The organism is Paenibacillus sp. S25 (genome assembly GCF_019454085.1).
GTDB lineage: Bacteria > Bacillota > Bacilli > Paenibacillales > Paenibacillaceae > Paenibacillus > Paenibacillus polymyxa_B.
Window position 1 is genome coordinate 5,394,635 of record NZ_CP073683.1, and the last position, 23,769, is coordinate 5,418,403.

Annotated in this window: 14 protein-coding genes; all 14 read right to left on the reverse strand. The window is 43.9% G+C overall.

The annotated features are described in order from the left end of the window. Positions 1-99: 99 nt before the first annotated feature. Positions 100-2,472, reverse strand: coding sequence for a copper amine oxidase N-terminal domain-containing protein (locus KAI37_RS23630; protein WP_220030329.1), 2,373 nt, complete (start codon positions 2,470-2,472; stop codon positions 100-102). Positions 2,473-3,014: 542 nt separating this feature from the next. Continuing rightward, positions 3,015-4,361 carry an efflux RND transporter periplasmic adaptor subunit gene (locus tag KAI37_RS23635; RefSeq protein ID WP_071643333.1) on the reverse strand — a complete coding sequence of 449 codons (1,347 nt, stop codon included), beginning with the start codon at positions 4,359-4,361 and terminating at the stop codon, positions 3,015-3,017. A 19-nt stretch (positions 4,362-4,380) separates the two neighbouring features. Beyond that, positions 4,381-7,518 carry an efflux RND transporter permease subunit gene (locus KAI37_RS23640; protein ID WP_071643335.1) on the reverse strand — a complete coding sequence of 1,046 codons (3,138 nt, stop codon included), beginning with the start codon at positions 7,516-7,518 and terminating at the stop codon, positions 4,381-4,383. A gap of 351 nt (positions 7,519-7,869) precedes the next feature. Next, positions 7,870-11,889, reverse strand: coding sequence for an S-layer homology domain-containing protein (locus tag KAI37_RS23645; RefSeq protein WP_220030330.1), 4,020 nt, complete (start codon positions 11,887-11,889; stop codon positions 7,870-7,872). Between the two features lie 190 nt (positions 11,890-12,079). Further along, positions 12,080-13,210, reverse strand: coding sequence for a glycosyltransferase family 4 protein (locus KAI37_RS23650; RefSeq protein WP_013312307.1), 1,131 nt, complete (start codon positions 13,208-13,210; stop codon positions 12,080-12,082). 137 nt (positions 13,211-13,347) lie between these two features. Next, positions 13,348-14,109: a WecB/TagA/CpsF family glycosyltransferase gene (locus tag KAI37_RS23655; RefSeq protein ID WP_081047531.1), complete on the reverse strand. Its 762-nt coding sequence runs from the start codon at positions 14,107-14,109 to the stop codon at positions 13,348-13,350. A gap of 8 nt (positions 14,110-14,117) precedes the next feature. Then, positions 14,118-15,254 (reverse strand): polysaccharide pyruvyl transferase CsaB, encoded by a 1,137-nt coding sequence (csaB, locus tag KAI37_RS23660; RefSeq protein WP_220030331.1) that lies wholly within the window; start codon positions 15,252-15,254, stop codon positions 14,118-14,120. Continuing rightward, a complete protein-coding gene (locus tag KAI37_RS23665) occupies positions 15,230-17,245 on the reverse strand; it encodes a DUF5693 family protein (RefSeq protein WP_220030332.1) in 2,016 nt (671 codons plus the stop codon). The genes csaB and KAI37_RS23665 overlap by 25 nt, the downstream gene beginning before the upstream one ends. Positions 17,246-17,504: 259 nt before the next feature. Further along, positions 17,505-19,223 carry a phospho-sugar mutase gene (locus tag KAI37_RS23670; RefSeq protein WP_076294030.1) on the reverse strand — a complete coding sequence of 573 codons (1,719 nt, stop codon included), beginning with the start codon at positions 19,221-19,223 and terminating at the stop codon, positions 17,505-17,507. A gap of 98 nt (positions 19,224-19,321) precedes the next feature. Beyond that, on the reverse strand, positions 19,322-19,768 hold the full coding sequence (fabZ, locus tag KAI37_RS23675) for a 3-hydroxyacyl-ACP dehydratase FabZ (protein WP_013312312.1): 447 nt from the start codon (positions 19,766-19,768) through the stop codon (positions 19,322-19,324). Between the two features lie 901 nt (positions 19,769-20,669). After that, complete coding sequence (locus KAI37_RS23680) at positions 20,670-20,882, reverse strand: DNA-directed RNA polymerase subunit beta (RefSeq protein ID WP_025724237.1); 213 nt, start codon at positions 20,880-20,882, stop codon at positions 20,670-20,672. A 10-nt stretch (positions 20,883-20,892) separates the two neighbouring features. Then, positions 20,893-21,720, reverse strand: coding sequence for a flagellar hook-basal body protein (locus KAI37_RS23685; protein ID WP_025724236.1), 828 nt, complete (start codon positions 21,718-21,720; stop codon positions 20,893-20,895). A 13-nt stretch (positions 21,721-21,733) separates the two neighbouring features. Then, a complete protein-coding gene (locus KAI37_RS23690; protein WP_023990702.1) occupies positions 21,734-22,618 on the reverse strand; it encodes a flagellar hook-basal body protein in 885 nt (294 codons plus the stop codon). A gap of 121 nt (positions 22,619-22,739) precedes the next feature. Next, entirely contained in the window at positions 22,740-23,738 is a 999-nt protein-coding gene (gene mreB / locus KAI37_RS23695; RefSeq protein ID WP_013312317.1) for a rod shape-determining protein, read from the reverse strand. Positions 23,739-23,769 lie beyond the last annotated feature (31 nt).

Genomic DNA, 23,769 nt, shown 5'->3' on the forward strand with positions numbered 1-23,769 from the left:
AATTTCTCTCCTTTGTCAATAAGACTAATAAAAGAAAAGGGCTCCAAAAGGAACCCTCTTCTCATCTAATTCAGTTAACTCAAAAGAGTTGCTCTTAAATTAGTTGTTGTTTTCAACAGTTACTGTTTTAGCAGTTGCATCATAGTTGATGGATGCATCCAACGCTCTGCTCACCCAGAAGATAGGCAGTACAGTACGGTTTTTGTTAGTTACAGCTTTAACGTCCATACGAACCACAGAACCGTTAATAGTCAACAGGTTTGTGTTCAGTTTGATTTGAGCAACGCGGTCACCTTTAATCAGGGTAACTGTGGAAGTCGCTTTGTCAAACAGGATGTTTTGTGGGGATACACCCAGAGCTTCAGCTGCATAACGTACTGGCAAGTAAGTGCGTCCGTTTTCAGCATAAGCAGCTACATCAGAAGTTTTACTTTCGCCGTTCACAGTGTAGGAAGTACTTCCCAGTGTGAAGACAGCTTTAGTTTTAGTAGCACCTGGAGCTGGAGTTCCAACAGTTGCGATTGCTACTTCAGCAGCTGCAGTGTTGTTGTCTTTCCAGTTTTGAGTGTTGTCAGTTGCGCCTTTGTATGCAGTGTAAGAAACTGCGCTACCTTTCAGCTTAGCAACGATGTCGCCTTGAGCTACAGTACGGTCAACAGTCAGCTTAGGAGCTGAGATTGTGATTGTACTTGGAGTAGCACTTTCGCTATCGATGTAGAAGCTCAGACGGCCTTTGTTGCTTTCGCCGTAAGTATCAGTAGATACGCTCTTCACTTTAACGTCACCAGCTGTAACTTTTACTTCTGGAGTAGCAGCAAAACGTACTCCTGTTGGCAATTCCAAGATTACTTCACGGCTACCGTCTTTCTTAACGAAAGCTTCTTTAGCAGCTTCAGTGATTGTGATATCACCAACTTGTTGATCGCCCAGACCGATTGTCAGGGTTGGTTTGGAAGCAGCAGCCAGAGTAACTGCTTGTTTCACAGTTGCAACCTTAACAGTACCGCTCAGACCTTGGCTACCAGCAACATCAACGTTCAGATCGCCAGAGAAACCTGGTTGCGTAGCAACTTCAACGTTTTTCAATTTCAGACTACCAGCATCAGTTGTGCTGTTAGCGTTGTTGAAAGTCAATTTCAAAGTACGTTTGTCAGAGTCAGTATAGGAAACCTCTGCTCCACCCAAACCGTTAGTGTTCTCCATAGAACCGGAGAAGTTGCTTCCTGGGTTATTGCTTTCAAAAGTTGACTGCCAACGAGCACCTTCAGGCAAACGCAAAGTTACAGTACGTCCTTTTACGAAAGAACCAGCAACAGTTTCTTTAATTGTAACATCACCAATTTTTTGCTCATCATGACCAGCAAGAATTGTTGATGGAGTAGCAACGGAAACGCCACCACCGATTTGACCATAGCTACCAACTACGAGGGAGCTAACATCAGTTGTTGCATTACCAGAGATACTAACTGTAACGTCGCCTTCTTTTGCACTGTTTTCATCATCAACATAGAATCCTACAGGCAATTGGAAAGATGTTTGGTCGTCACTCACTTTTTTCAAAGACAAAGTAAGCGTATCGCCATCAGTAGAGTAGTTCACATCTGATGGTTGAATTGCTTTGTCTGTCTTAGAAGTAAACAAAATAGTGGCTGGGCTTTTAGGAGCGGAATCCCATTTGAAACCACTAGGCAATTTCAACTTAATGTTGCTATTACCCAAAGAACCAGCTGTTTCTTCTTTAACTTTCAAAGTTGCAGTAAAGTTCTCTTCACTGGAAACTGTATCAGCAGCAGACAAAGATACTTGACCGGAAGAAACTACGTTTGCAATTGTTGCTTCACCGCTAGTGAAACCACTTGCAGAAGCTGCATCAAAAGTAGCTTTTACAGGTCCATTGCTAGGTCCGTTAACATTAATTTTACCAAAGTTCAGGTAAAGATCAACGCTATCTTTAGAGTTAGTAAAGTTGAAAGTCACTCTTGCAGAGTTATTAGTGAGCTTCTCTACAGTCACACCTTCGCCCTTAACGTATCCAGTTTCTGCACGAGCTGCAGCATCCTCATCGTTATCGCCTGGAGCAATGTAAACACCCAAACCATAAGTAGAATCAATAGCAGTAGGGACAACACCAGGATTAGTAGCAAATTCAAAACCTTTAGGCAATGTAACAGTGAAAGATTCATTTTTGCCAACAGAAGCTTGGCTTATGTTAACTTTTACTCTACCCAGAGTAGTGTTAGTAGTTTGGCTTGAACCAATGCTAGGAGTATTAACAGCAGAGTAGCTAGATGCTGCATGGATTGCAGTTGGTGCAGTCAATGCTGCGATTGGAGCTGCAACACCAGCAACCAATGTTGCTGTTGCCAGCACGTTGATCATTTTTTTATTAAACTTTGTCATAACCTTTTTTTCTCCTCCTTGAATATAACCAGAAATATTATTTTTGTCTTTTTGTCGGATCTTGTCACTCATCAGTCGTTACACCTCCTTTCCGAGCTTTATGAGAACCCTTATAAAATGATATCTGTGACAATATCACAGAAGCTTGGAATCTAGTTGAAAGAAAGCGTCCATTTATGACGTACTCCAGTATTATACAATGTGATAACAATGCAGTAAAGATTTTTTTTAGCGAATTTTGTCTTTACGCTTTTGTACCCCTTTGTTTCATACTCACCCAATTAGACGTAGCATGGGTTCAAAAAGTTGCGTCTGTTTCAAAAAAAATTTTTATTTTTTTTGATTATGTATTCCGCTTCCCACAGTAATAATTATACTATTAAACCTGTTCCTCCGTCATCCTACAACTTTTACCTTATCAACCTTAAATGTACAAGGGTCATTTTCGTACATTTAAGACGGTCTTTAATGGAGTATATTCGTTAAGAATTATCCATAGAATATATAAAGCACATAAAGTCTATAGATTCCCTTGAAACCTAATACTCTAATACACTTTAGATAGTAGGAATGACGGAGTAACAGTGATTTACGGTAAATATAACCGAGACAAATTACTTCACTACATTAATCTTCGCGCCATCCGTAAGCAGACTAACGCCCTTAACGACAACATTTTGTCCTTCAGCAAGCCCCTTGGTTACCTCAATCTGCTTGGCACTTTCCTGGCCTGTCTGCACCTCTACCCGCTTAGCCACTGTTCCTTCCACTACATAAGCATACTTTTTCCCTGCCTGCTCCGTAATGGCATCCTGCGATACCAAAATGTTTTTAGGAGCTTCTGATTTCATGTATACAGTTACAACCATCCCTGATTTTAATTCACCTGATCCATTAGGAACCGAAATCTCGACAGGATATGCCTTGAGATCATTATCCATTACCGGATTGACGGCCGATACTCTGGCCTCAATTCGCTTATCTAAGGAGTCCACACCTACAGTCACAGATGAACCCACCTGCAACTTAAGAAGCTCAGATTCAGAAACGTTAACTTTAGCAATAATAGGATTGGTATTCGCTATTGTAGCAACCGCGGATTGTGCACTAACCATTTGCCCCTGGGTTCCTGTTACTACCGATATCGTGCCGGAAATCGGAGCTTTGACTACAGAATCCACCAGTTGACTACGTGCTGTGTCTAAACTGGACTTAGCTTGATTGACAGAAGCACGAGCTACGTCAATGCCGGTTTTCTGTTGTGCAAGACGTAATGATTTTTGAGCATTGCTATATGTTGTTTGTGCACTTTCCTTGGACGTTTGCGCATTGTGAAGTGTGATCTGTGCATTTTCCACCGCAGTCAAAGCTCTTCTATGCGCTATTTGAGACTGCTCTAACTCGGATTGAGATAGAGCGCCCGCACTAAACAACTGTTGGTTGCGATTGAGCGTATTTTGAGCATCACGCACGGAACTCTGAGCATCAACCAGACTGGTCTGAGCTTGGGTGATGGTGTTGTCTTGCTGGACAAGCGCACTTTTGGCTTGATCCACGCTGGATTCTGCCTGCTGCACCGACTGTGCTGCACCAGACTCAGCCTGCTTTAAATTAGCCAAGGCAACCTGGTACGATTCCTGGGATTGCTTAATCGCGTCCTGCAGGTCCTTTTGGTCTATAGTAAACAATGTGTCGCCTTTGCTTACTTTTTGCCCCACTGTAAGATTAATACTTTGAATCTTACCACTAATTTTCGGAGACACCTGAGCCGTCTCTTTGGGAGCAAAGCTTCCAATAATACCTGTTGAATCGTTAATACTACCTTTAGCCACTTTTGCTATTTGAACTGGAATGGCTTGCTGCGCCGTAGTCGTTGCGGCAGGGGCCTCTCCCCCACCGCAACCTGCTAATGCAACTGATAAAAGCAAAGTTGTAGCAATCAGAGCACTTTTTTTATTCATTATGTTTCTCCACCTCACCTTATATATGAACACTTTTTTGTAGTTTCGCTTCTTTTTTTAATTCTCTCTTCGCTTGTCTTTTTAATTTCCGATTCTTACGTTTTTGTATCATATTATCCATGATGACGTAGACTACCGGAATAAGAATCAATGTAATAACAGCTGCGAAGGATAACCCGAATACAACAACAACAGCCATCGGTGCTTGTGTCTCGTTACCACTGCCTGTAGCAAATGCCATCGGGAGCAAAGCTAGTACAGTAGCCAGCGTGGTCATCAAAATCGGACGCAACCGCTCAGACGCTCCATGAATAATAGCTTCATCCCGATCTTGGCCGTCTTTTCGGAGCTGAATTATAAAGTCAATCATAACAATGGCATTGTTGACGACCAAACCGACGAGCATGATGTAACCTGTCAAAGCTGAAACGCTGAGACTCGCCCCGGTTACAGCTAAACCGATAAGCACACCAATTACCGTAGGTGGAACGGAAAACATAATAACAAACGGTGTGAGCAACGATTCGAACTGTCCTGCCATAACCATGTAGATGAGTACGACAGATAACAAAATAGCTATCGCCAAGTTCGTAAAAGACTCCAGCATTTGTTCATTTTGTCCACCACCCGTATCTGCACTGTAGCCCTCTGGGAAGTGAGTACTCTTCAAAAGAGCATCTATTTTTTGATTAATAGTAAGAATATCCCCTGTTCCATCAATATCAGCTGTAATCTGTACTTGACGCGTTTGGTCTTCACGAGTAACAGTATCGGGTACAGTCCGTTTATCAATACTTACTACGGAAGACAAAGGTACATCAATACCTTGCGAAGTGGTGATCCGTAAGGCTTTTAGATTTGACAAATCATGGCGGTTTTGCTCTGGCAACGATATCTTCACATCAATCTGATCTTCACCTGTACGATAGCTTGTGGCGACTGATCCATTAAAAGAAGTATTCACTGCAGATAAGATTTGGGTCGCTGATAAGCCATATCGACTTGCAAGTTCCCGATTAACGGTAATCTCATATTCTTCGCGAACAGCACTCAAGGTACTTTTCACATTGACCGTACCCGGTATGTTTTTTACGTCCGCAACGAGATTGTCCGAGAGTTCTCTCAGGACGTCAATATCGTCACCTTTTAAGTTAATATTAACAGCCGCTCCGCTTGAAAGGCCTGTTGTAGACGCCATTGTAATCTCTGCATCCGGAATGCTATCAAATTTTTTACGAAGGCCATCAACTATAACATCTGTTGCCTGATGTCCATCCTTCAGTGTTACACTTAGATCTGCTGAGTTGGTTGGAGCCGCCCCTGAATAACCAGAATTGCCACCAGAACCAACAGTCACTGTCATTTTATCTAGATCCGGAACTTTCAAAATTTCTTTTTCTATATCTTGAACAACCTTTTCCGTTTCTTCCAAAACCGTTCCATTAGGAAGTTTCACGTTAATTGTGAATTCCCCAGTATCGGATGCTGGGATAAATTCAGCCTTAACGAAAGGAACTAGAGCCCCAGCTGCCACAAACATTAATAAAGTAATAATTAACACAGATTTTCTATGGTTAATTCCCCACTTCAGTATACGGCGATACCCACTCTTAAATTTCTCGAAGCCAATATTAAACCACACAATAGGGTTAACACCCTTATAAGTACCTGAAGAATAGATGGATTCATCTGGCACGGTAGGTAGCCAACGTGAGCCCAGCATCGGCACAATCATAAGGGATACAAGCAAGGCTGCAATGTGAGAGAAAATAACTGTTAACGCCAACGGTTTAAATAGAACTCCCGCAATTCCGTCAACAAAAACAACTGGTAAAAATACTACGATCTGCGCAAGTGCAGATGCCATAACGGCATTACCCACCTGCTTGGAGCCATCAATAGCCCCTTGTAGCATGCTTTTCCCTTCATGTCGCTGTCTAAAAATATTCTCAATAATAACAACCGCAAAATCGACAAAGGATCCTAACCCCAGAAGCAAACCGCTCAGTGAAATAATATTAATGGTTTGTCCGGTGAAATACATCATCATAAACGTAGCTACGAAGGAAATTGGAATAACGATAGTAGCAATAATGGTAGAACGTATACTATTCAAAAATAACAGCAAGACAATAGCTGCGATAATAAGTCCCAATATAGCATGCTCTACTAATGAGTGTACGGAGTCGCTAATGGGTTTGGATGCATCTGTTACCATCTCCAATTGAGTTCCCGGAGGCAATTCCTTCCGTATCGAATCTAAACTATCCTTTACAGAATCGGCGATTGAAAGGGTATTCCCCCCTGTAGCTTTAGTAACAGAAATATTGATACTTGGCTTTCCGTTATAGGTAGAAATGGTTGTAACATCATCCAAGGAATCTTCAACTTTCGCGATGTCCTTTAGCTTAATGCTTCCCTTCCCTACTGGAATTGGAGTTTCACCCATTTCTGAAACAGCTTTGTATTCACCTTGAACCCGAAGTTGGATTTCTGTATTGCCTCGGTACACCGAACCAGCAGAACCCGCTACGTTATTAGACGATAGCGCTTGGCTGATTTGATCTAGCGTAATGCCATAGCTTTGAAGTTTGGCTTGATCTACGGTAATCTTCACAAGCCGAGCTTGCCCACCTGACATGTTGGCTGCAGCTACTCCCGCAATTCTTTCAAGCCGCGGCTCAATAATATCTTCAGCAATAGGCTTCAACTTGTTAATATCCTGGTCTCCTGTAAGAGAGAGCGTAATAACCGGCGTTGCGTTGAGATCCACCTTAAGGACACGCGGCGAATTAGCCGCCTTGGGAAGAGACCCTTTAACCCCATCAACTTTATCTCGCATGTCGAGGGTTGCTTGATTGATATCTACTCCCCAGTTAAATTGAATCATGACCATAGATGTTCCTTCTGAAGACTCGGACATGATTTTATCCACGTTCTCAATAGAAGCCAGACTTTTCTCAATAGGTTTAGTAACCAATTCCTCAACTTCTGTAGGCGTTGCATTTGGAATACTGGTCACCACTGCAGCGAATGGCAGCTTCATATCCGGCATTTGCTCTACAGGAAGTCTTAACGCAAAAATACCGCCCCCGATTAACAAAGCAATAATTAACATAAATACTGTTACAGGACGGCGTATTGAAAACTGAGACATCTCATCACTCCCCACTCACTTCTCTATGTAATATTTAAGCACACACATCCTCTACTACGATGAAATAGGCGTAAAGTTTCAGATAAATGTGCAAAAAAAACATATAAAAAAATAATAAACACATTTTGAGATAAAAGCTAAAAAAAAAGCAGTTAATTACAGACGTTTAAGCAAAACCCGAAACCAAAAACGTTGTAAGGCAATCCAAAGTTTTTACCTCATTGATATTATGGCATAGGCCCTTAATCCCAGTCAAATAGCTGATTTATAAAAAACATCCCTCTCATGTATATGAAAGGGAATTACCATTTCGCATGGAGGGATGTTTAATAATTTCAGGTGTTTTGTTGATTAGATTTTAGGAAGCAACTTTTTATCAGCCATAACTTTAGCTACAATAATCGCTGCATCTCCGCGCAAGGTCAAGGAAGTAGGATTAAACATATATCCTTTTTTCAGATCACTTGCATCCACAGGTGACCCTGTTATAAAGCCCTTCTTGGCGATAGCCAATATAGATGCTTGCGCATAGTAATCAATTTTGTCCGCATCTTTAAAGGTCTTAGACAGGTTCTTCATGATCTTGTCATGATCTGTTTCCAGCTTCAAATTCAATGCCTTGGCAATAATGACTGCTGCATCTTGGCGTGTGATTACATCTTCCGGCATAAAGATTCTTGGTTGCGAACCTTTGACAATACCGGCGCGTGCAGCTGTTTCAATATAACGATAATCATAGAGCGCATCTGCTGATATCGTATTTGGAATAGACACGTCGTCAAAATGCTTCGCTCCGCTGAAATTAAGTGGAATTTGCAGACCTTTGACGATCATAGACGTAAATTCGCCTCTTTTAATGTAGCTGTCTGGTCCAAAGCTATTAATTGGATCCATTGGATTCATAACACCTTTAGCCAAGATGGCTTCGATGTAATCTCTGGCGTATTTATGCTTAATGACATCACTATACGTTTCTCCAACTTTAGCAACTACATAGTAACCGAAACGATCAAACGGTACCTTAATGGTATGTTTCTTCGGATCCACCACACCACCAATGTTCTGCCAATCTTTAAGGTCAGAATCAAAATAGAACACCGTCATTTGTTTCCCTGCATCCTGAGCGATACTGTTATCATACGTCAAAGTTAATGTTGCACGCTTGGATGGTACTAATTCATTAGAAGGATCACGCCAGTAGAAGTTTTTAATCTTGCTACTGTCATTTTGCGACTTGTTAGCCAATTGATAAGGATCGGCACCGTAAGTTACCGGATCGTAATCATCTGTTTTAATGTCATCTGCTGTACCTGGGTCAATCCAGAATACTGGACTTGACTTGGTAAAACGATTTGGGAATTCTCTGTTGAAGTATCTACTTCCATCTGCAATCAAGCTCTGCATATCCGACAATGCTTTTTCGGTTTCAAATTCATGACGATCGACCACACCATCTTCGCTATTTGCTATTGCAAAATACAAAGTGTGACCAGAGAAAACCTGGTTTTTGAACTGTTGCGGTTGATCGTAATCCCGACGAATCAGACTCGTTCCCTTTGCAAAAGCAAGTGTAAGATTGCCATCGAACACTTTGTGCGATGTTTTCATCGCTTCCATGTACTGCTCACCAGGAATATTAGTAGGCACATATTTAACAGTAATGGTCTGTTTCAGTTTTTCCTTGCCTACAGTAACCACTACGTCAATTTTATTATCTTTGTTGGCTTTTAGACCTGTAACGATGGCTTTGTAAGTAGATGGATAATCAATGGTACCATCATAATCAGAGTCGAATCCCTCTTGAACTGCTGTTTCTTTACCTACCGTAACACTATCTGCATTACCTGCGTTTACAACAACTTGCACAAAGTTTTGATTCACGATTCTCTTTTCAGGGAGCGGACGCAAAATATCAAAAGATGTGGATTGACCTGATACTTGCAATCGGAAAGTAGCAAATGGTCCGCTCTTGCCGCTATTGTACAAGGTAATGTTATAAGCTACTGGTGTTCCATCTTGCGAAATAGTTTGGTTTTTCAACACAAAGCTGAAATACTTTTTGTCCGGATGGTAGTACACAAGCAGGTCTTTTAAATCTTTATTTGTAAATTTATCTGTGGTAGAACCGGAATTGTATGTTGTCTTAGCATCTTCTGCTGAGAAAAACTCGTTACTCAGCGTCCAGTTGACTTCGCTGTCATCCGATCCCTTAATCTCCAAAATATATTGATCTTTATTAGCAATATCACTTAACGAACCATTTACCTGATCTGCTTTACCCAAATCAGCAATACTGAAAGTACCAAATACATTGATATTTTTCAAAGATGTATTGTAGTTAGTGTCATCTACTTTGGTGAAATTAGCATCTTTTGATTTCGGAGCAATTTCGTTATATTTCGGCGTATTGCTCAAGCCACTAACTGGTGTAAAAGGGATGATTCCTTGTGTATTCGGAACAGGAATTACTGGAATATTCGTCTGTGTAAAGTTTACTTTTACCGTATTGCTATACTCAATACCTGGCTTGTATACAAACTTGATTTCATTATTCCCGTTCGCCAAGGCATTGGCTGCGGCTGTCTCTGAGGAAGCAGCAAGCTTGAAGTCCGCTCCTGAACCATCCAGATCAACCAATACATTATTAACATATAGGAATACATTTCGGTTACTTCCAGTGTAATGAATATCTGCTGCGTTGCTCACATCAAGCAATTTACCTTTAAAGTAGCCCAGTTGAGTCAATTTATAGGTATTCAAGTTTGAGCTGGATGTATTCAACGGAATTTGTTGCCCATCATAAATCGTATCGTATTTCATGAACGGACCCTGCAACAGATTCACCGTTGCTTTAATTAACTTGGTCGAGTCACCATTCAGATAAAAATTCAGTACATTTTGTCCTTCTTTAGGCAAAGAATCTACATAAGCAACAACTTTCTTCACTTGCGTTGACTTACCATTGATTGTACGAATTACATCTTGAGGAGACCCTACGGTATGAACCGATACTCCGGAAAGCTCATTAATTGAAGAAGGTGCGCCATTAACAACGATGAACTCCATACCTACAGGTACAGATGCAGCATCTGTAGTCTTGTTCTTCATAGAGCTACCTGTTAATTTCATAGCTTCATCTAGAGCAGCTGCCTGATCAGACCCGCTTCCATTAATTCTGTTCAACAATTGAGTATTAAAATCAGGAAGATAGCTAACATCATCAATATACGGCTGAGTGCTACTGCGCAATGTAAATTGGACAGCCGATGGAGCTGGAGGTGTACTGCTATCCGTATAAGTTATGCCCAGGGATGCCCTGGTCAAATGATCAAGTACAGCTTCCGAAGGTACAGTCACCTGAAATGGATATACTTTATAGCCATTTGATGTAACTATATTTGCAGTATCAATTGTGGCATCAACCCCAGTCGCACTACCCACAGCACTACCATTGTTACTCACATCGGTAAAACGTGCATTGATTGTGGCCACTCCTGGATCGGTCGCACCAGCTGGTACCAAAACGTTACCTTTTAAAACCACACCACTTGTAGACGATACAGTAAAGTCAGGGGAAGTGGTCAGATCGGCAGAAACATTCCCATCCTTGTTCAAGGTCAAATCAGAGAATTCCGGTTTACCCGTATAAATCGTAATTTCACGTGTAACTGTAAGAGCCTGAGTTCCGTTATTCACTTTAATAGTCACTATATTTTTACCCGGACTCAGTACAACACTACCTGTTAGTTTATAGCCAGTGTAAGAGGATACATTATACGTATTACTGCTTTTTGCAGACGTGAGCGTTACACTGTCAGCATTAGGAGCCGTACCTTGAATGACTACTTTTACATCATCCGTACCGCTATTGCGTGCGTCTGTCAGCACCGCTGTCTGATTCTCTAGCAACTGCTCGGTTGCACCATTCAGCGTAGCAGATAGATCATAAAGCTTAGGCCCATCCTGATACTCAATGTAAATGGAGTCCTTCATATCAGCCGAATTTTGGCTGCTTTGAAATGTAATCCGGTTCAAACCAGGAAACAGTTTAATGTCTGTAACTTTAAGCGTAGAGCCACTGACCGTAATTCCGCCTTTTTGACTCTCGTTTTTATTAACCACGTTAAGGTTTGTTCCATTTTTAGAGAGTTGGAATACACTATAAGATATAGTACTTCCGTTCACTCCGTTAATCGTACCGTTAACTGTAACTCGGTCAGTGTTTACCATTCTAGCCGAATCCACATCATATTTTTCACTCGGAAAAATAAAATAAGTTCCCGTCGCAGCATGAGCCGTACCTACCAGGGCCGCCGGCACCAAGCCAATGATGAGACCAACCGTCAGCAACATGGATAGCAATCGTTTCAAATCATTGTCCTCCTTTGATTCTGTCGCACCTTGGGGTACGTAATCATTCAATACTTTTTTTATCGGTAGTAAACATACAAAAAATTAGTAAATTCTCAAAAAAGGAGGGAGTTTTTTTACAGCAAACATCAAAAAAGCCTTCAAACCCGCGGTATACCGCCAAGCTTGAAGGCTTACTTTTAAATTGAAATTATAATTTCGAACGTGTTTGGGAATCTGGCTTAGCCAGCAACCGAATCAGTGTATTAATAACTGGGCGTTTGGTTTTGCCAACAAGACCAATAACCTCTGCACCGATCTGTAGGAAGAACATCATAATACAAATCACGACAAAGGTGACCCAGTTCGCTTCATTAAGCGCAGCAGACGATTGAATCACGGCCAATACACCGAAAAATGCAGCAATACCGTAGATAATCAACACTGTCTGTCTGTGACTGAAACCTAGTTCGCGTAAGCAGTGATGCAAATGACCTTTATCCGGAGAAAAAATCGGTTTTTTCTGCAACTTGCGACGAATGATAGCGAAGAATGTATCTGACAAAGGTACACCGATAATAATCAATGGCGTAATAAAAGATACGATAGCAATTTGCTTGAAACCAAGCATGGATAGCATGGCCAGACAGAAACCTAAAAATAATGACCCTGTATCACCCATGAATATCTTTGCAGGATGAAAGTTAAAAAATAAGAATCCGATAATACTGCCCAGCAGCACAAGACAAAGCATAGCTACCATGTAATTGCCCATCAGTACCGACATCACAAAAATAGTTCCAATCGCAATTCCTGAGACACCTGCAGCCAGTCCATCCAGACCGTCAATCAAATTGATAGCATTCGTTACACCTACGATCCAGAAAATCGTAAGCGGAATGGAAATCCAGCTTTCCAAAGATGAGTATGCATCCTGAAAAGGTACATTTACAAAATCTACACGAATATCAAAAGCAAACACGACCATACACGCAACGGCAATTTGAGCCAAAAATTTCAATTTTGCATTGAGATCAAAACGATCATCGAGAGCACCAATCAGTGTAATCAGCGTACCGCCAATCAGAAAGGCTGCGATAAAGTTAATATCCCGAGAGGACAGCATTCCGTCAGGCACAAAAGGTAACACCGCCAATAAGGACAACAGAAATGCCAAGAAAATCCCCAGTCCGCCAAGACGCGGCATAATTCGGGTATGTACTTTTCGGGCATTCGGTACATCGACGGCTCCAACCTTCACAGCGAATTTCTTGACGAGCGGTGTCAGTAACAGCGCAAGTCCCAGTGCCATGATGAACCCAATAATATAGATCAATAACATTTGATCATTCGACCCCCAATTTTAAAGCAATCCCTTTTCAGATGTAACCGCATTGAATTATACTCTGATCAAAAATAAATACCAAGCTTCATATTCTGGCAAATTAGCGGGTTTTGAAGGCAGATTCAAGCTATTTATCACACTTTTGTGACGTTTTCTTTTTCGCGCATCACTTTCGCGGCGAATTTCGGCAGCGCAAGCATTCTTTTGTAACGGCTTGGCTCTTTGAGGAGTCTATATAACCATTCAGCCCGTAGCTTTTGAAACAATTTAGGTGCGCGTTTAGTTCTGCCTGATATAACATCGAAGCTACCGCCAACCCCCATCATCACCGGTACACCCAGCTGTTCCTTATATTTACCAATCCAGGGTTCCTGCGTGTCCGCTCCACGTGCTACAAACAACAAATCAGGATTTGCTTCACGAATGGCTGCAATCACGGCTTCATCCTCTTTAGGTCCAAAAAAACCATCACGCTTGCCACAAACCGTAATTGCGGGATAAAGCTCATGTACCCGCTTTGCGGTCGCTTGAATCACCTCAGATGTTGATCCCAGTAAATAAACCTTCCAATGATAGTTTTCTCCTGCTGCAAGTAATTCATGTAACAAGTCAAAGCCCGCTACCCGCTCAGGTACAGGATGTCCTACATAGTTTGCAGCCCAGACCACGCCAGTCCCATCCGGAACAATCAACTCTGCCTGTTTCATCACGTTCATGTACACTGGATCTTCCAATGCAGCCATTACCATAATCGGATTGGCAGTGATCACTTGATGGGGCTGGCGAGACTCCACTGCTTGAATTAATACATTTAATGTATCTTTCATATTAAGCCTTGATACCGGAACACCGAAAATCGGGACGGTAGGCACATTCGTAACCTTATCAACTGTCACTGTATCCATCATCCTTTGCGACACAAGTAATTAACGATATGCTGTGCCGGTAAGCGAGCCTCACTTTTTAACAAAGCAATGTCCGCTCCCTGGCTCTCGATCCATTGACTTCGCTGATCTAGCAACCGCATAGACTCATTAGCCAGTTTTTGTCCATCCAGTGCCTCTGTAGTGCCTACAGGCTGGCTACCGACACGGCTGAGGAAATGGTCAATTTTAGGATCGTAGGATATCCCCAACGGAGGCACCTGGTGGGATGCTGCATAGATCAAGCTGTGTAATCGCATCCCGATCATCAAACTGCAACGGCTGACTTCCAAAAGCATCTGTTGAGGATCGGTGACTTGATCACACATGCTGACAAGGCTCCCCGTCCCCCTAATATCCCCCAACAAATCCATTACCATCCTTGAAGCCTGCTCGTCATCAGGCAGATGGAAAGGTAAAAAGCGTAAGTGTACACGGCGCTCAGCAGCTAATTTTTTTAAGCCGTCCGCAATAGCCGTTAAATCGCGACGTTCCTTATCCCAGTAACGTACAGATACGCCAACGATCGGAAGTTTATCCTTATCAGTCTCAAATGCTGCTTTATGCAGCTCGGAACCCGGGGGCAATGGAAGCCCCATTACCGGATCAGGAACAACTTCGACAACCGGGTGCTTCAGTTTCATAGTGCCCAGCAGTGCGGCAGACTGCTCATCTCTTACAGAAACATATTCACAGCGCTGAAACACAGAACGGATCATAGGATAAAATATCTTCCGTTGTACCGGACCAATGCCCTGAGCATATACAAACGTCGGCCTTCCAGCCCATTGGGCCAGTTTCAGAATCGCCAGATAATACGGAATACTTTTAGGGCTTGTTGCATCCTGGAGCAAACTCCCGCCGCCACTTATTAGCCCATCGCTGTTTTTAATCGCTCTACGAACTTCCCCCAGACTCATCCGCGGTACAGCTTCTACTCCGTACATTTTCTGTGTCCAGGCGGGGTCAGAAGACAGAACAACAGGCTTGATTGTAATCCCCGCCTGACGACTTTCCTCCTCTAAAGCTGTCAAAATCGACTTGAGCACCGCCTCATCTCCACTATTGTGAAAGCCGTAATAACCTGAGATGATTATCGTTTGAGCTGTGGTGACCATTTCTTCCAACACCCTTCCAGCACTTGCCACACGACAATTGCGATGATTCCCAGCACCAGACCGAAGCCCAATCCTAACAGCCCGCGACTAAGCGACAGTGCCGCTGGAGAGTGAATGTGAGCAAAGGTATCCACCATAGAGGCTTGACCAATAGCAGCTATAATCAGCAAATAGATTGCTTTGCGATATTTCAAAGCCAGGAACGCCCCTGCAATAAACAGTGGGTGAGCCATCAAAAATTCCTTATTGCGCGGACGTACACCAAACGCATTTTCAAGGAAGTTCCGGAAAACCAGCTCCGTGTTCGACACCGTACCCGCATTTCCGGTACGAGTCAAATAGTAATAACCTGCGGCTGCGATAATAGCCAGTGCGATAACCCACAATACAGTAATCGGCGTACGTAGCAACTTGGAAATTTCCTCTCGTATAGAAACACCACGATAAAAGAAAATATATATCGCTGCTAAGAAGATCGGCAGAATGTGAAGCAGGCTTACACCTCTAAATTGGTTCAGCACAAGGCTGTAAGCAATACTATTCAACAGAGCAATAACAAAAGGCACTGCAGCCAGCGACAAAATCGCTGTCTGTACGTACAGTATAAGCGTTTGAATCAAACGCTGACCTACAGAAAGTTCAGCCCCCTGTTCACGTTTAATTCTAATCGTACGCACGGCGATGATCATTGCAACCGTAGGTCCGCTAATCGCCGCGAGTAGGGCTAGACCTTGCTCCATCAAGCTGGAGTTCAAAACATAAAGTCCTGCTGAACCTACCAAACCGAGTGCAAATGCCAGCAAAGTCAATGCTGGGACGAAATAGGACACCATAATGGAGAAGAATGCCAGTGCACCCAGTACGACAATCATTTTCAGATAGCGCTGAATGGACGAATCGACTACTTGGAATGGTTCAGCCTGTCCGAGTTCAAACCCCTTTTTCTCCATCCGTTGTACAGCGTTACCCGGCTTGTCCAGGCTATGGATCAGGTTATCTACCGAATCCTTCACCTTGGCTTCAGCAATACTACGGCTAGGCGCGGTATTCAGATACAACATGCGAATATTACGGTCCTTGGTGGCCAGTGCAAATCGATCGGCCAACGTTTCCACATCGAGCGTTGAATCTTTATCGCTCAATGAGTATAAACGCACAACGTTATAGTGGATATCGTAAGCGAGCTTATTGAAGCCTGCTTGCGGTTTTTTTAAGTTTTCGATAGCAGCTAGGCCAATATCGTATTTGTTCAGCAATTTAGCAAATGCCGCTAAGCTATGCTCTTTCTCGTTATCGGTGAAGCCTTTGACTGAATCACCTTCAAACAATATGCGTTTTACACCATTCTGCTGAAAGGAAGCAAGCATCTCTTCCGTCAACTCCTGGTTGTAAGGAAGACTGTCGCTCATCCGTGGAACAATAAAAAATCCTTTGCTTCGAAGCTGCTTCATCGCAATCGGATCAGGCTGCATGGGCTTGAGATACGCATCCTCTGGGGATGTTTCCACAACTAAGCCTTCCTGCCCCTGATAAGTCCAAGGTTTTACATTGATGTCCAGGCTTGTAAAAGTACGTAAAATTAACGGCTTTAATGCCTCGGCATTTTCTTTATCAGCGAAAACAATATACGTAAAATTCTCATTTGCAGGTGAAAGCCGTTTTTCCATATCGGCAACGTTCTGAGTCGTATAGGTTACGACGCGACCCGCTTTACGGAAATCATCCAACGTACTTTCATACATCGCCATGCTGTTTACACCCGCTTGCTGTAAGCGGTCCAGTTGCTCATTCAGATAGTCCTGCGGGTGAGCCTGATACGAGGCTGCCTCCGTCAAATCCCGATAATCGAATACAATCTCTACTTTTTTACTCGAGGATTCTGTCTTCACACGATCGGCGATGACCGGAATGGAAGCCAGCAAGCCGACAGCCACCAAAATCCATAACCATTTTCGAGAAGCCGTATTCCAATACTGCCATTTCTGATACACCAAAGAACCTCCTTAATATTCGGGATTTTGCAAAATTCAATGCTGCCCACCTTGCCGTACTCAACCTTTTGGTAGGTCACTCATTGAATTTTGCAAAATCCTCCGTTGCCGGAATAAGCCTATTTTCCCAAAGCCTCTTCCAGGTTATTCTGCAATACAGAAATGACCTCCACGGCGTACTGCCCTTTGCCGTGAGAGGTCACCGATTACTATATCTTATCCAATTACCTTAACCTATTCTATTATAAAGGGATTTTTCTCAAGCGTCTACGCGAGCCATAACAGCATCGACCAGGTGGCTGATTCTTTGCTCCGCGTCTGACAGCGATGAACCGCGTACCGCAAAGTATATTTTGATTTTTGGCTCCGTTCCCGAAGGGCGCAGGCAAAACCACGAACCGTCCTCCAGTAAAAATTTGAGTACATTTTCCTGTGGAAGTCCGTCCAGACCTTGTGAGTAGTCCAGTACCTTGTCTACCTTCACGCCTGCAATCTCTTGAGGAGCATTGCTACGCCAATCGGTCATTTTTCCCTGAATTTGTGCCACTCCATCCTTACCCTTAAGGGTACGAGACTCCAGCTTCTCAAGGAAGTAGCCAAACTGCTCGTACAGCTCTTGTAAAACATCATAGAGCGTCTTACCTTGTGTGCTGTAATAAGCAGCAGCTTCAGCGATCAGCATAGCCGCCAAGACAGCATCCTTATCGCGAGCATAATTCCCTGCCAAATAACCATAGCTCTCTTCATAGCCAAACAGGTAGGTGTACTCGCCAGTTTCGTCAAACTGGTTCATTTTCTCGCCAATATACTTGAAGCCAGTTAGCGTGTTAAACACAGTTGCTCCAAAATGTTCGGCAATGACTGCACCCATTTCGCTGGTTACGATGGTTTTGATAACCGCTCCGTTATTCGGAAGCTTGCCTGTTTCTTTCAGCTGATTCAACAAGTAGTAAACCATGATCGCGCCAGACTGATTACCGGACAATACCACATATTCGCCATCACGGTTTTTCACAACTGCACCCATACGGTCAGCATCAGGGTCTGTTCCGATCAACAGATCCGCACCAATTTTCTCACCCAGCGCGATTGCCAGTTTAAACGCATCACGTTCTTCCGGGTTTGGCGACTTAACAGTCGAAAATTCAGCATCTGGCAGCTCTTGCTCAGGTACAATATGCACCTGTTCAAAACCGATTTTCTCCAGTACACGACGAACCGGTACATTTCCAGTACCATGGAGAGGTGTAAACACAACTTTGAAGTTTTTGCCTGGTCCGGCTGCAATCAGCTCACGGTTCACACTCACACTGGCTACCGTATCTACAAACGCTTCATCTTCCTCTTCTCCAAGCCAAACCAACAATCCCTGTGCCTCTGCTTCTTCACGTGTCAGACTGCGAATATCGGCAAAAGAAGGAACCTCACGGATATAACCAATTACCTGTTCAGCCTGATCAGGAACAAGCTGACCCCCTTCATCGTTGTAAACCTTGTATCCATTATACTCAGGAGGATTGTGACTCGCTGTCACAACAATCCCTCCACTGGCTCCCAAATGACGTACACTAAACGAAAGCTGTGGCGTTGGACGCAAGGAAGGGAACAACTTAGCCACGATACCATTGCCTGCCAGCACCAAAGCTGCATCCAGAGCAAACTCCGGTGAAAAATGACGCGAATCATGTGCAATGACAACCGAAGGTTTGCCTTCTTTACCAGCATGCTGTTCTAAAATATAGCGAGCCAGCCCTTGAGTCGCACGTCCAATGACGTAACGGTTCATCCGGTTACTTCCTGCCCCAATCACTCCACGCAGACCGCCTGTACCAAATTCCAGCTCTTTGTAAAAGCGATCCTCCAGTTCCTGCTCGTTGCCTTCCAATGCGCGCAACTCCTGTTTGGTCTCTTCATCAATATAAGGGTCTTGCAGCCAGCTCTCAATGCCTTCTAATGCTTTTTTACTCAACTGCGTCATACGGAATTTCCCCTCTCCATTTTTGGGTTGTCAAAACAGGATTTCTATGTACACATGCACTCAGTTCAGACGTCGTGCTTATGTCGGCAGAGCTTTATTTATTGGGGAGGGTCAGATAAAGCAAACATAATTTCGCCCTCAGCTACTACCGTATCGCCTACTTTAGCCGTAGCTTTCCCTTTGCCAAATGCGCCTTTGGAACGAGTGATTTCCACTTCAAGCGTCAGCGTATCCCCAGGAACCACCTGTCCACGGAAACGGAAACCATCCAACCCTGCCAAGAACCCGATTTTGCCACGATTGCTCTCTAGGTGCAGTAATGCGACAGCCCCTACTTGAGCCAGTGCTTCGGTGATCAACACACCAGGCATAACGGGATACCCCGGAAAATGTCCAATGAAATGAGGCTCATTCATCGTTACATTTTTAATGCCTACTGCTCTTTTCCCTTCCTCCAGCTCAATAATACGATCCACCAATAAAAATGGCGCTCGATGTGGGATAATCTCTTGAATTTGATTAACATCCAATTGCAATTTGTCCATTTACCTTAATAACTCCTCTCGCTTGCAGTTTTGACTCTGTATCAGTCATGAGTTACTGCAAGCATAATATTACCCCGCCTGCGCTGCATAAAAACAGCTCTTAGCGGTAACAATGTTAGATATCCTTCACCTACTGCAGAAGTGGAGGTTGAGATAAGGGGCTTTTTCCGCCGGTTATGCAACCTGAGGCGCGAAGAAGCCCTTTTGCCCGTGCTTGGTTTTACCCCGCAGTGTTATAAACTTCCCCATCATTATACAGTTATCAGATGCAAAAAGAAAATTACGCGGAAGTACCATATTGGGTGCTCCTATTATGGAGTGAAGCGGGAATTCATTCGAGCTAAAGGGAAGGGCTACGGGGATGGATCATTCTTCCGATCGCTGTTAACCTCGGATTTTTTCTTTATATAAGAAAAATTCAAGGGTAAAATCCGAGGTTAAAGGCGAACGCTATCGCTTCTTCAGAACGATTCCATCCCCTCCGCCGAGTTACTTTTAGCTCAAAAGGAAAGCCTCGCTTCAATAATGCTCGCTTGTCGTGAAGAGCAAACAAAACAACCGAAGGCCTCTGCGATTGTGTCCAATGGCGGCAAGCTGCCCGTCACTGCGTTTGAAGGCTCCTGCCTGAAGGAATAACAAAACCCTGCGCCACTGGCACAGGGTTTTGTTATATACTCCCCACACAAATTGCGGGTGGTTTATTTTAATAAAAGTGGCCCTGATGGCGGGTAGCCAGCGGAGCGAAGGATTTGAATCTGGAGAAGCGCGAGCGTTCGCCTTTGCAACGGGATTTTTACATCTGAATAATTTATAAAATAAGAAAATCCCGCTGCAACAGCGATCGTAAGATCAAATCATTCGCGGAGCGACCTTTTCCCGCCCCCACTCTTTTAAAGTAAACTTAAGGCGCAAATATAAGATCAATGACATGCTGCCAGGTTTTCCATTCGAATACGCCTGACAACCCTTGCTTACCTACAATTACATATCCTGCAATTAAGCCGCCTAACAGCGATAACAAGAACAGCAACGGAACTATGAAATAACGAGCAGTACGCCAGCGGGACTTCGTCTTTTCAGGCACCGGACGGGAATCAGATTGTTCTTCTTTCATCACCAAATCCTTAAGCCCTCAGATTGTTGGCCAAGTTCATCATCGTATCACTAGAAGTTAATGCCCGTGCCGCCATTTGATACATCCGCTGAACTTGCATCATATCCGTCATTTCGCCCGCTAAATCCACATTAGATTCCTCAAGATAACCGGAACGCACAGATACGTCCGCTGGAACAGCACCCGCCACACCTGCTGCTCCGAATACATTTGCCTCTGTTACACCATTTAACAACACGAACAGGTTATCATCCCGCTGTTCCAGTCCTTCTGGACGCTGTACATCCATTAGCTTGATTCTCTGACCAACTGTCGGAGCTCCAGTTCCATTAGCACGAATCAGCAATTCGCCATCCGAGTTAATAGCCACCTTGGAACCCGCTGGAGCAGTCACAGGAACATCATTGTTATCCAGCACGGAATAACCTTCAGCAGTGGTCAACATCATCGTCGCACTATCATTCGGATCAGGAACAAAATGAAAGCTACCGTCACGGGTCCAAGCTTTTTGCCCATTTCCCTGAACTTCAAACATGGCATTACCTTGAATCGCAAGATCCGTAGGAAGTCCCGTCTCCTTGAGTGGACCTTGCTCCATATTTTTCATGATTGCGGCCGTTTTAACTCCGTAGCCCAAATTATAGCCGAGCGGCATGGCCCGTCCATTTTGGAGATACGTTGAAGGCTGTTGCTGCACATTAGCCAATACATCTTCAAAGGAACCCTGTTTACTCTTATAACCCACTGTATTGATATTAGCAATATTATCGGCAATTAAATCCAAACGCTGCTGCACACTGGCCATAGATACCATTGCGCCAATCATGGAGTTGTTCATCACTTACCCCCTGTTATACACGGCCTACTTCATTAACGGCCTTGTCCAAGCTTTTATCATAAAATTGAATTACCTTCTGATTTGCCTCATACGCTCTTAACGCAGCCATCATATCCACCATCGACTGTGAAGCATCTACATTAGATACCTCCAGATAACCTTGACGAACGGATACAGCATCGTTAGCAGTCATCATTCTAGCTGTAGCACCGTCAGTATCATTCAGGCGAAAATTCCCATTGCCCTCACGAACGAGCTGGTATGGACGATCAATGACACTAATACCGAGCGTCGTCCCCAATGTCTGGTTGGACTGGCTATCTACCAATTCGCCCCGCTCATTTACTTTAAGCTCTGAGACAGCCCCCGTCAATTGAATCGGGTTTCCATTCGTATCCAGCACCGCTGAGCCGGTCGATGAAAGCAATGCTCCCGCTCCATTTACTTGAAAATGTCCATCACGTGTATAACGAACGTTACCATTACTATCCCGCACCGTAAAAAACGCTTCTGGACGGTAGGTGACTTCACCGTTAGCATTGATGAATTTCCCTGCCTGATCAAAAGCCATAGGTTGACCAGTAGCTGGGTCGTTCACATTAATATTGGACTGTATCGCAAAATCCGTCGCTTGTCCACTGTCCTTTAATGCTCCCTGAATGTAAGGGGAGAGGCTTTCCTCAGCAAAAACGCCAGTATTGAGCTTGCCGACCGTACGGTCCGGGTTATCAGGGTTACCACCCGTCATGGAAATAAGCATTTCGGGGAAAGAACGCTGAACACTGTTCTCCTGTTTGTATCCCGTCGTATTCATATTAGCAATATTTTGCGTCACGGTGTCATGGCGTCGTTGTTGTGTCATCAATCCGGCGGCCGCAGTATATAAACCTCTCAACATGTATCGTGCACCCCAATCCTATACTCTGCTAAAATCATATGCTCGCGCGGAGGCACGAAAGCCAAAATGCTAGGCAACCTGTCTAACCGCACACGAGTCTCTTATAGTCACTATCGGCAGATTAGAACTTTTTCTTAACCACATGATCCAAATTATCCAGCATAATTCCTGTACCTTTAACAACACAATGCATCGGATCTTCGGCAACCAGTACCGGAACACGCAGTTCTTCAGCAAGCAGCTCATCCAATCCGCTAAGCAAGGCACCGCCACCAGTCAAAATAACACCACGGTCAATAATATCAGCTGACAGTTCCGGTGGGGTCTGCTCCAATACAAACTTGGCCGCAGCAACAATCGCCGACACAGGATCTCTAAGCGCATCCTGCACTTCATCCGCAGAAATACTTAACGTTTTAGGCAATCCGGATACCATATCCCGTCCACGGATGTCCATCTCTGCACGACGTCCGCTCGGATGCACGGTTCCGATAGCAATCTTGATATCCTCAGCCGTACGTTCCCCGATCAGAAGCTTGTACTTCGTTTTTACATATTTCATGATGGCTGTATCAAATTTGTCCCCTGCCATTTTAATGGAAGAAGCTGTTACGACATCTCCCATAGAGAGGACTGCAACATCAGTCGTTCCACCACCAATATCCACTACCATGTTGCCGCTAGGCTCAAAAATATCCATTCCTGCTCCGATGGCAGCCGCTTTTGGCTCTTCCTCCAAAAATACTTCCTTGGCCCCGCTACGCTCCGCCGCTTCACGAATCGCTTTTTGCTCCACTGAGGTAATGTTCGTCGGCGCACAAATTAGAATACGAGGGTGGCTGTACCAGCTTTTTCCCCCTACCCGATTGATAAAATATTTTAACATCGCTTCTGTTACTTCAAAATCGGCGATGACACCATCACGTAATGGACGGATGGCTATGATATTACCAGGAGTACGTCCCACCATACGGCGCGCTTCCTCTCCGACAGCCAGAACTCTTTTTGAATCGCTTTCTATCGCGACAACGGAAGGTTCGTCAAGAACAACCCCCTTCCCTTTGACGTGGATAAGCACGTTGGCCGTACCGAGGTCGATACCGATATCATTACTGAACATATTAAAAAGGCCCCCAAAGTGATATTTTAAA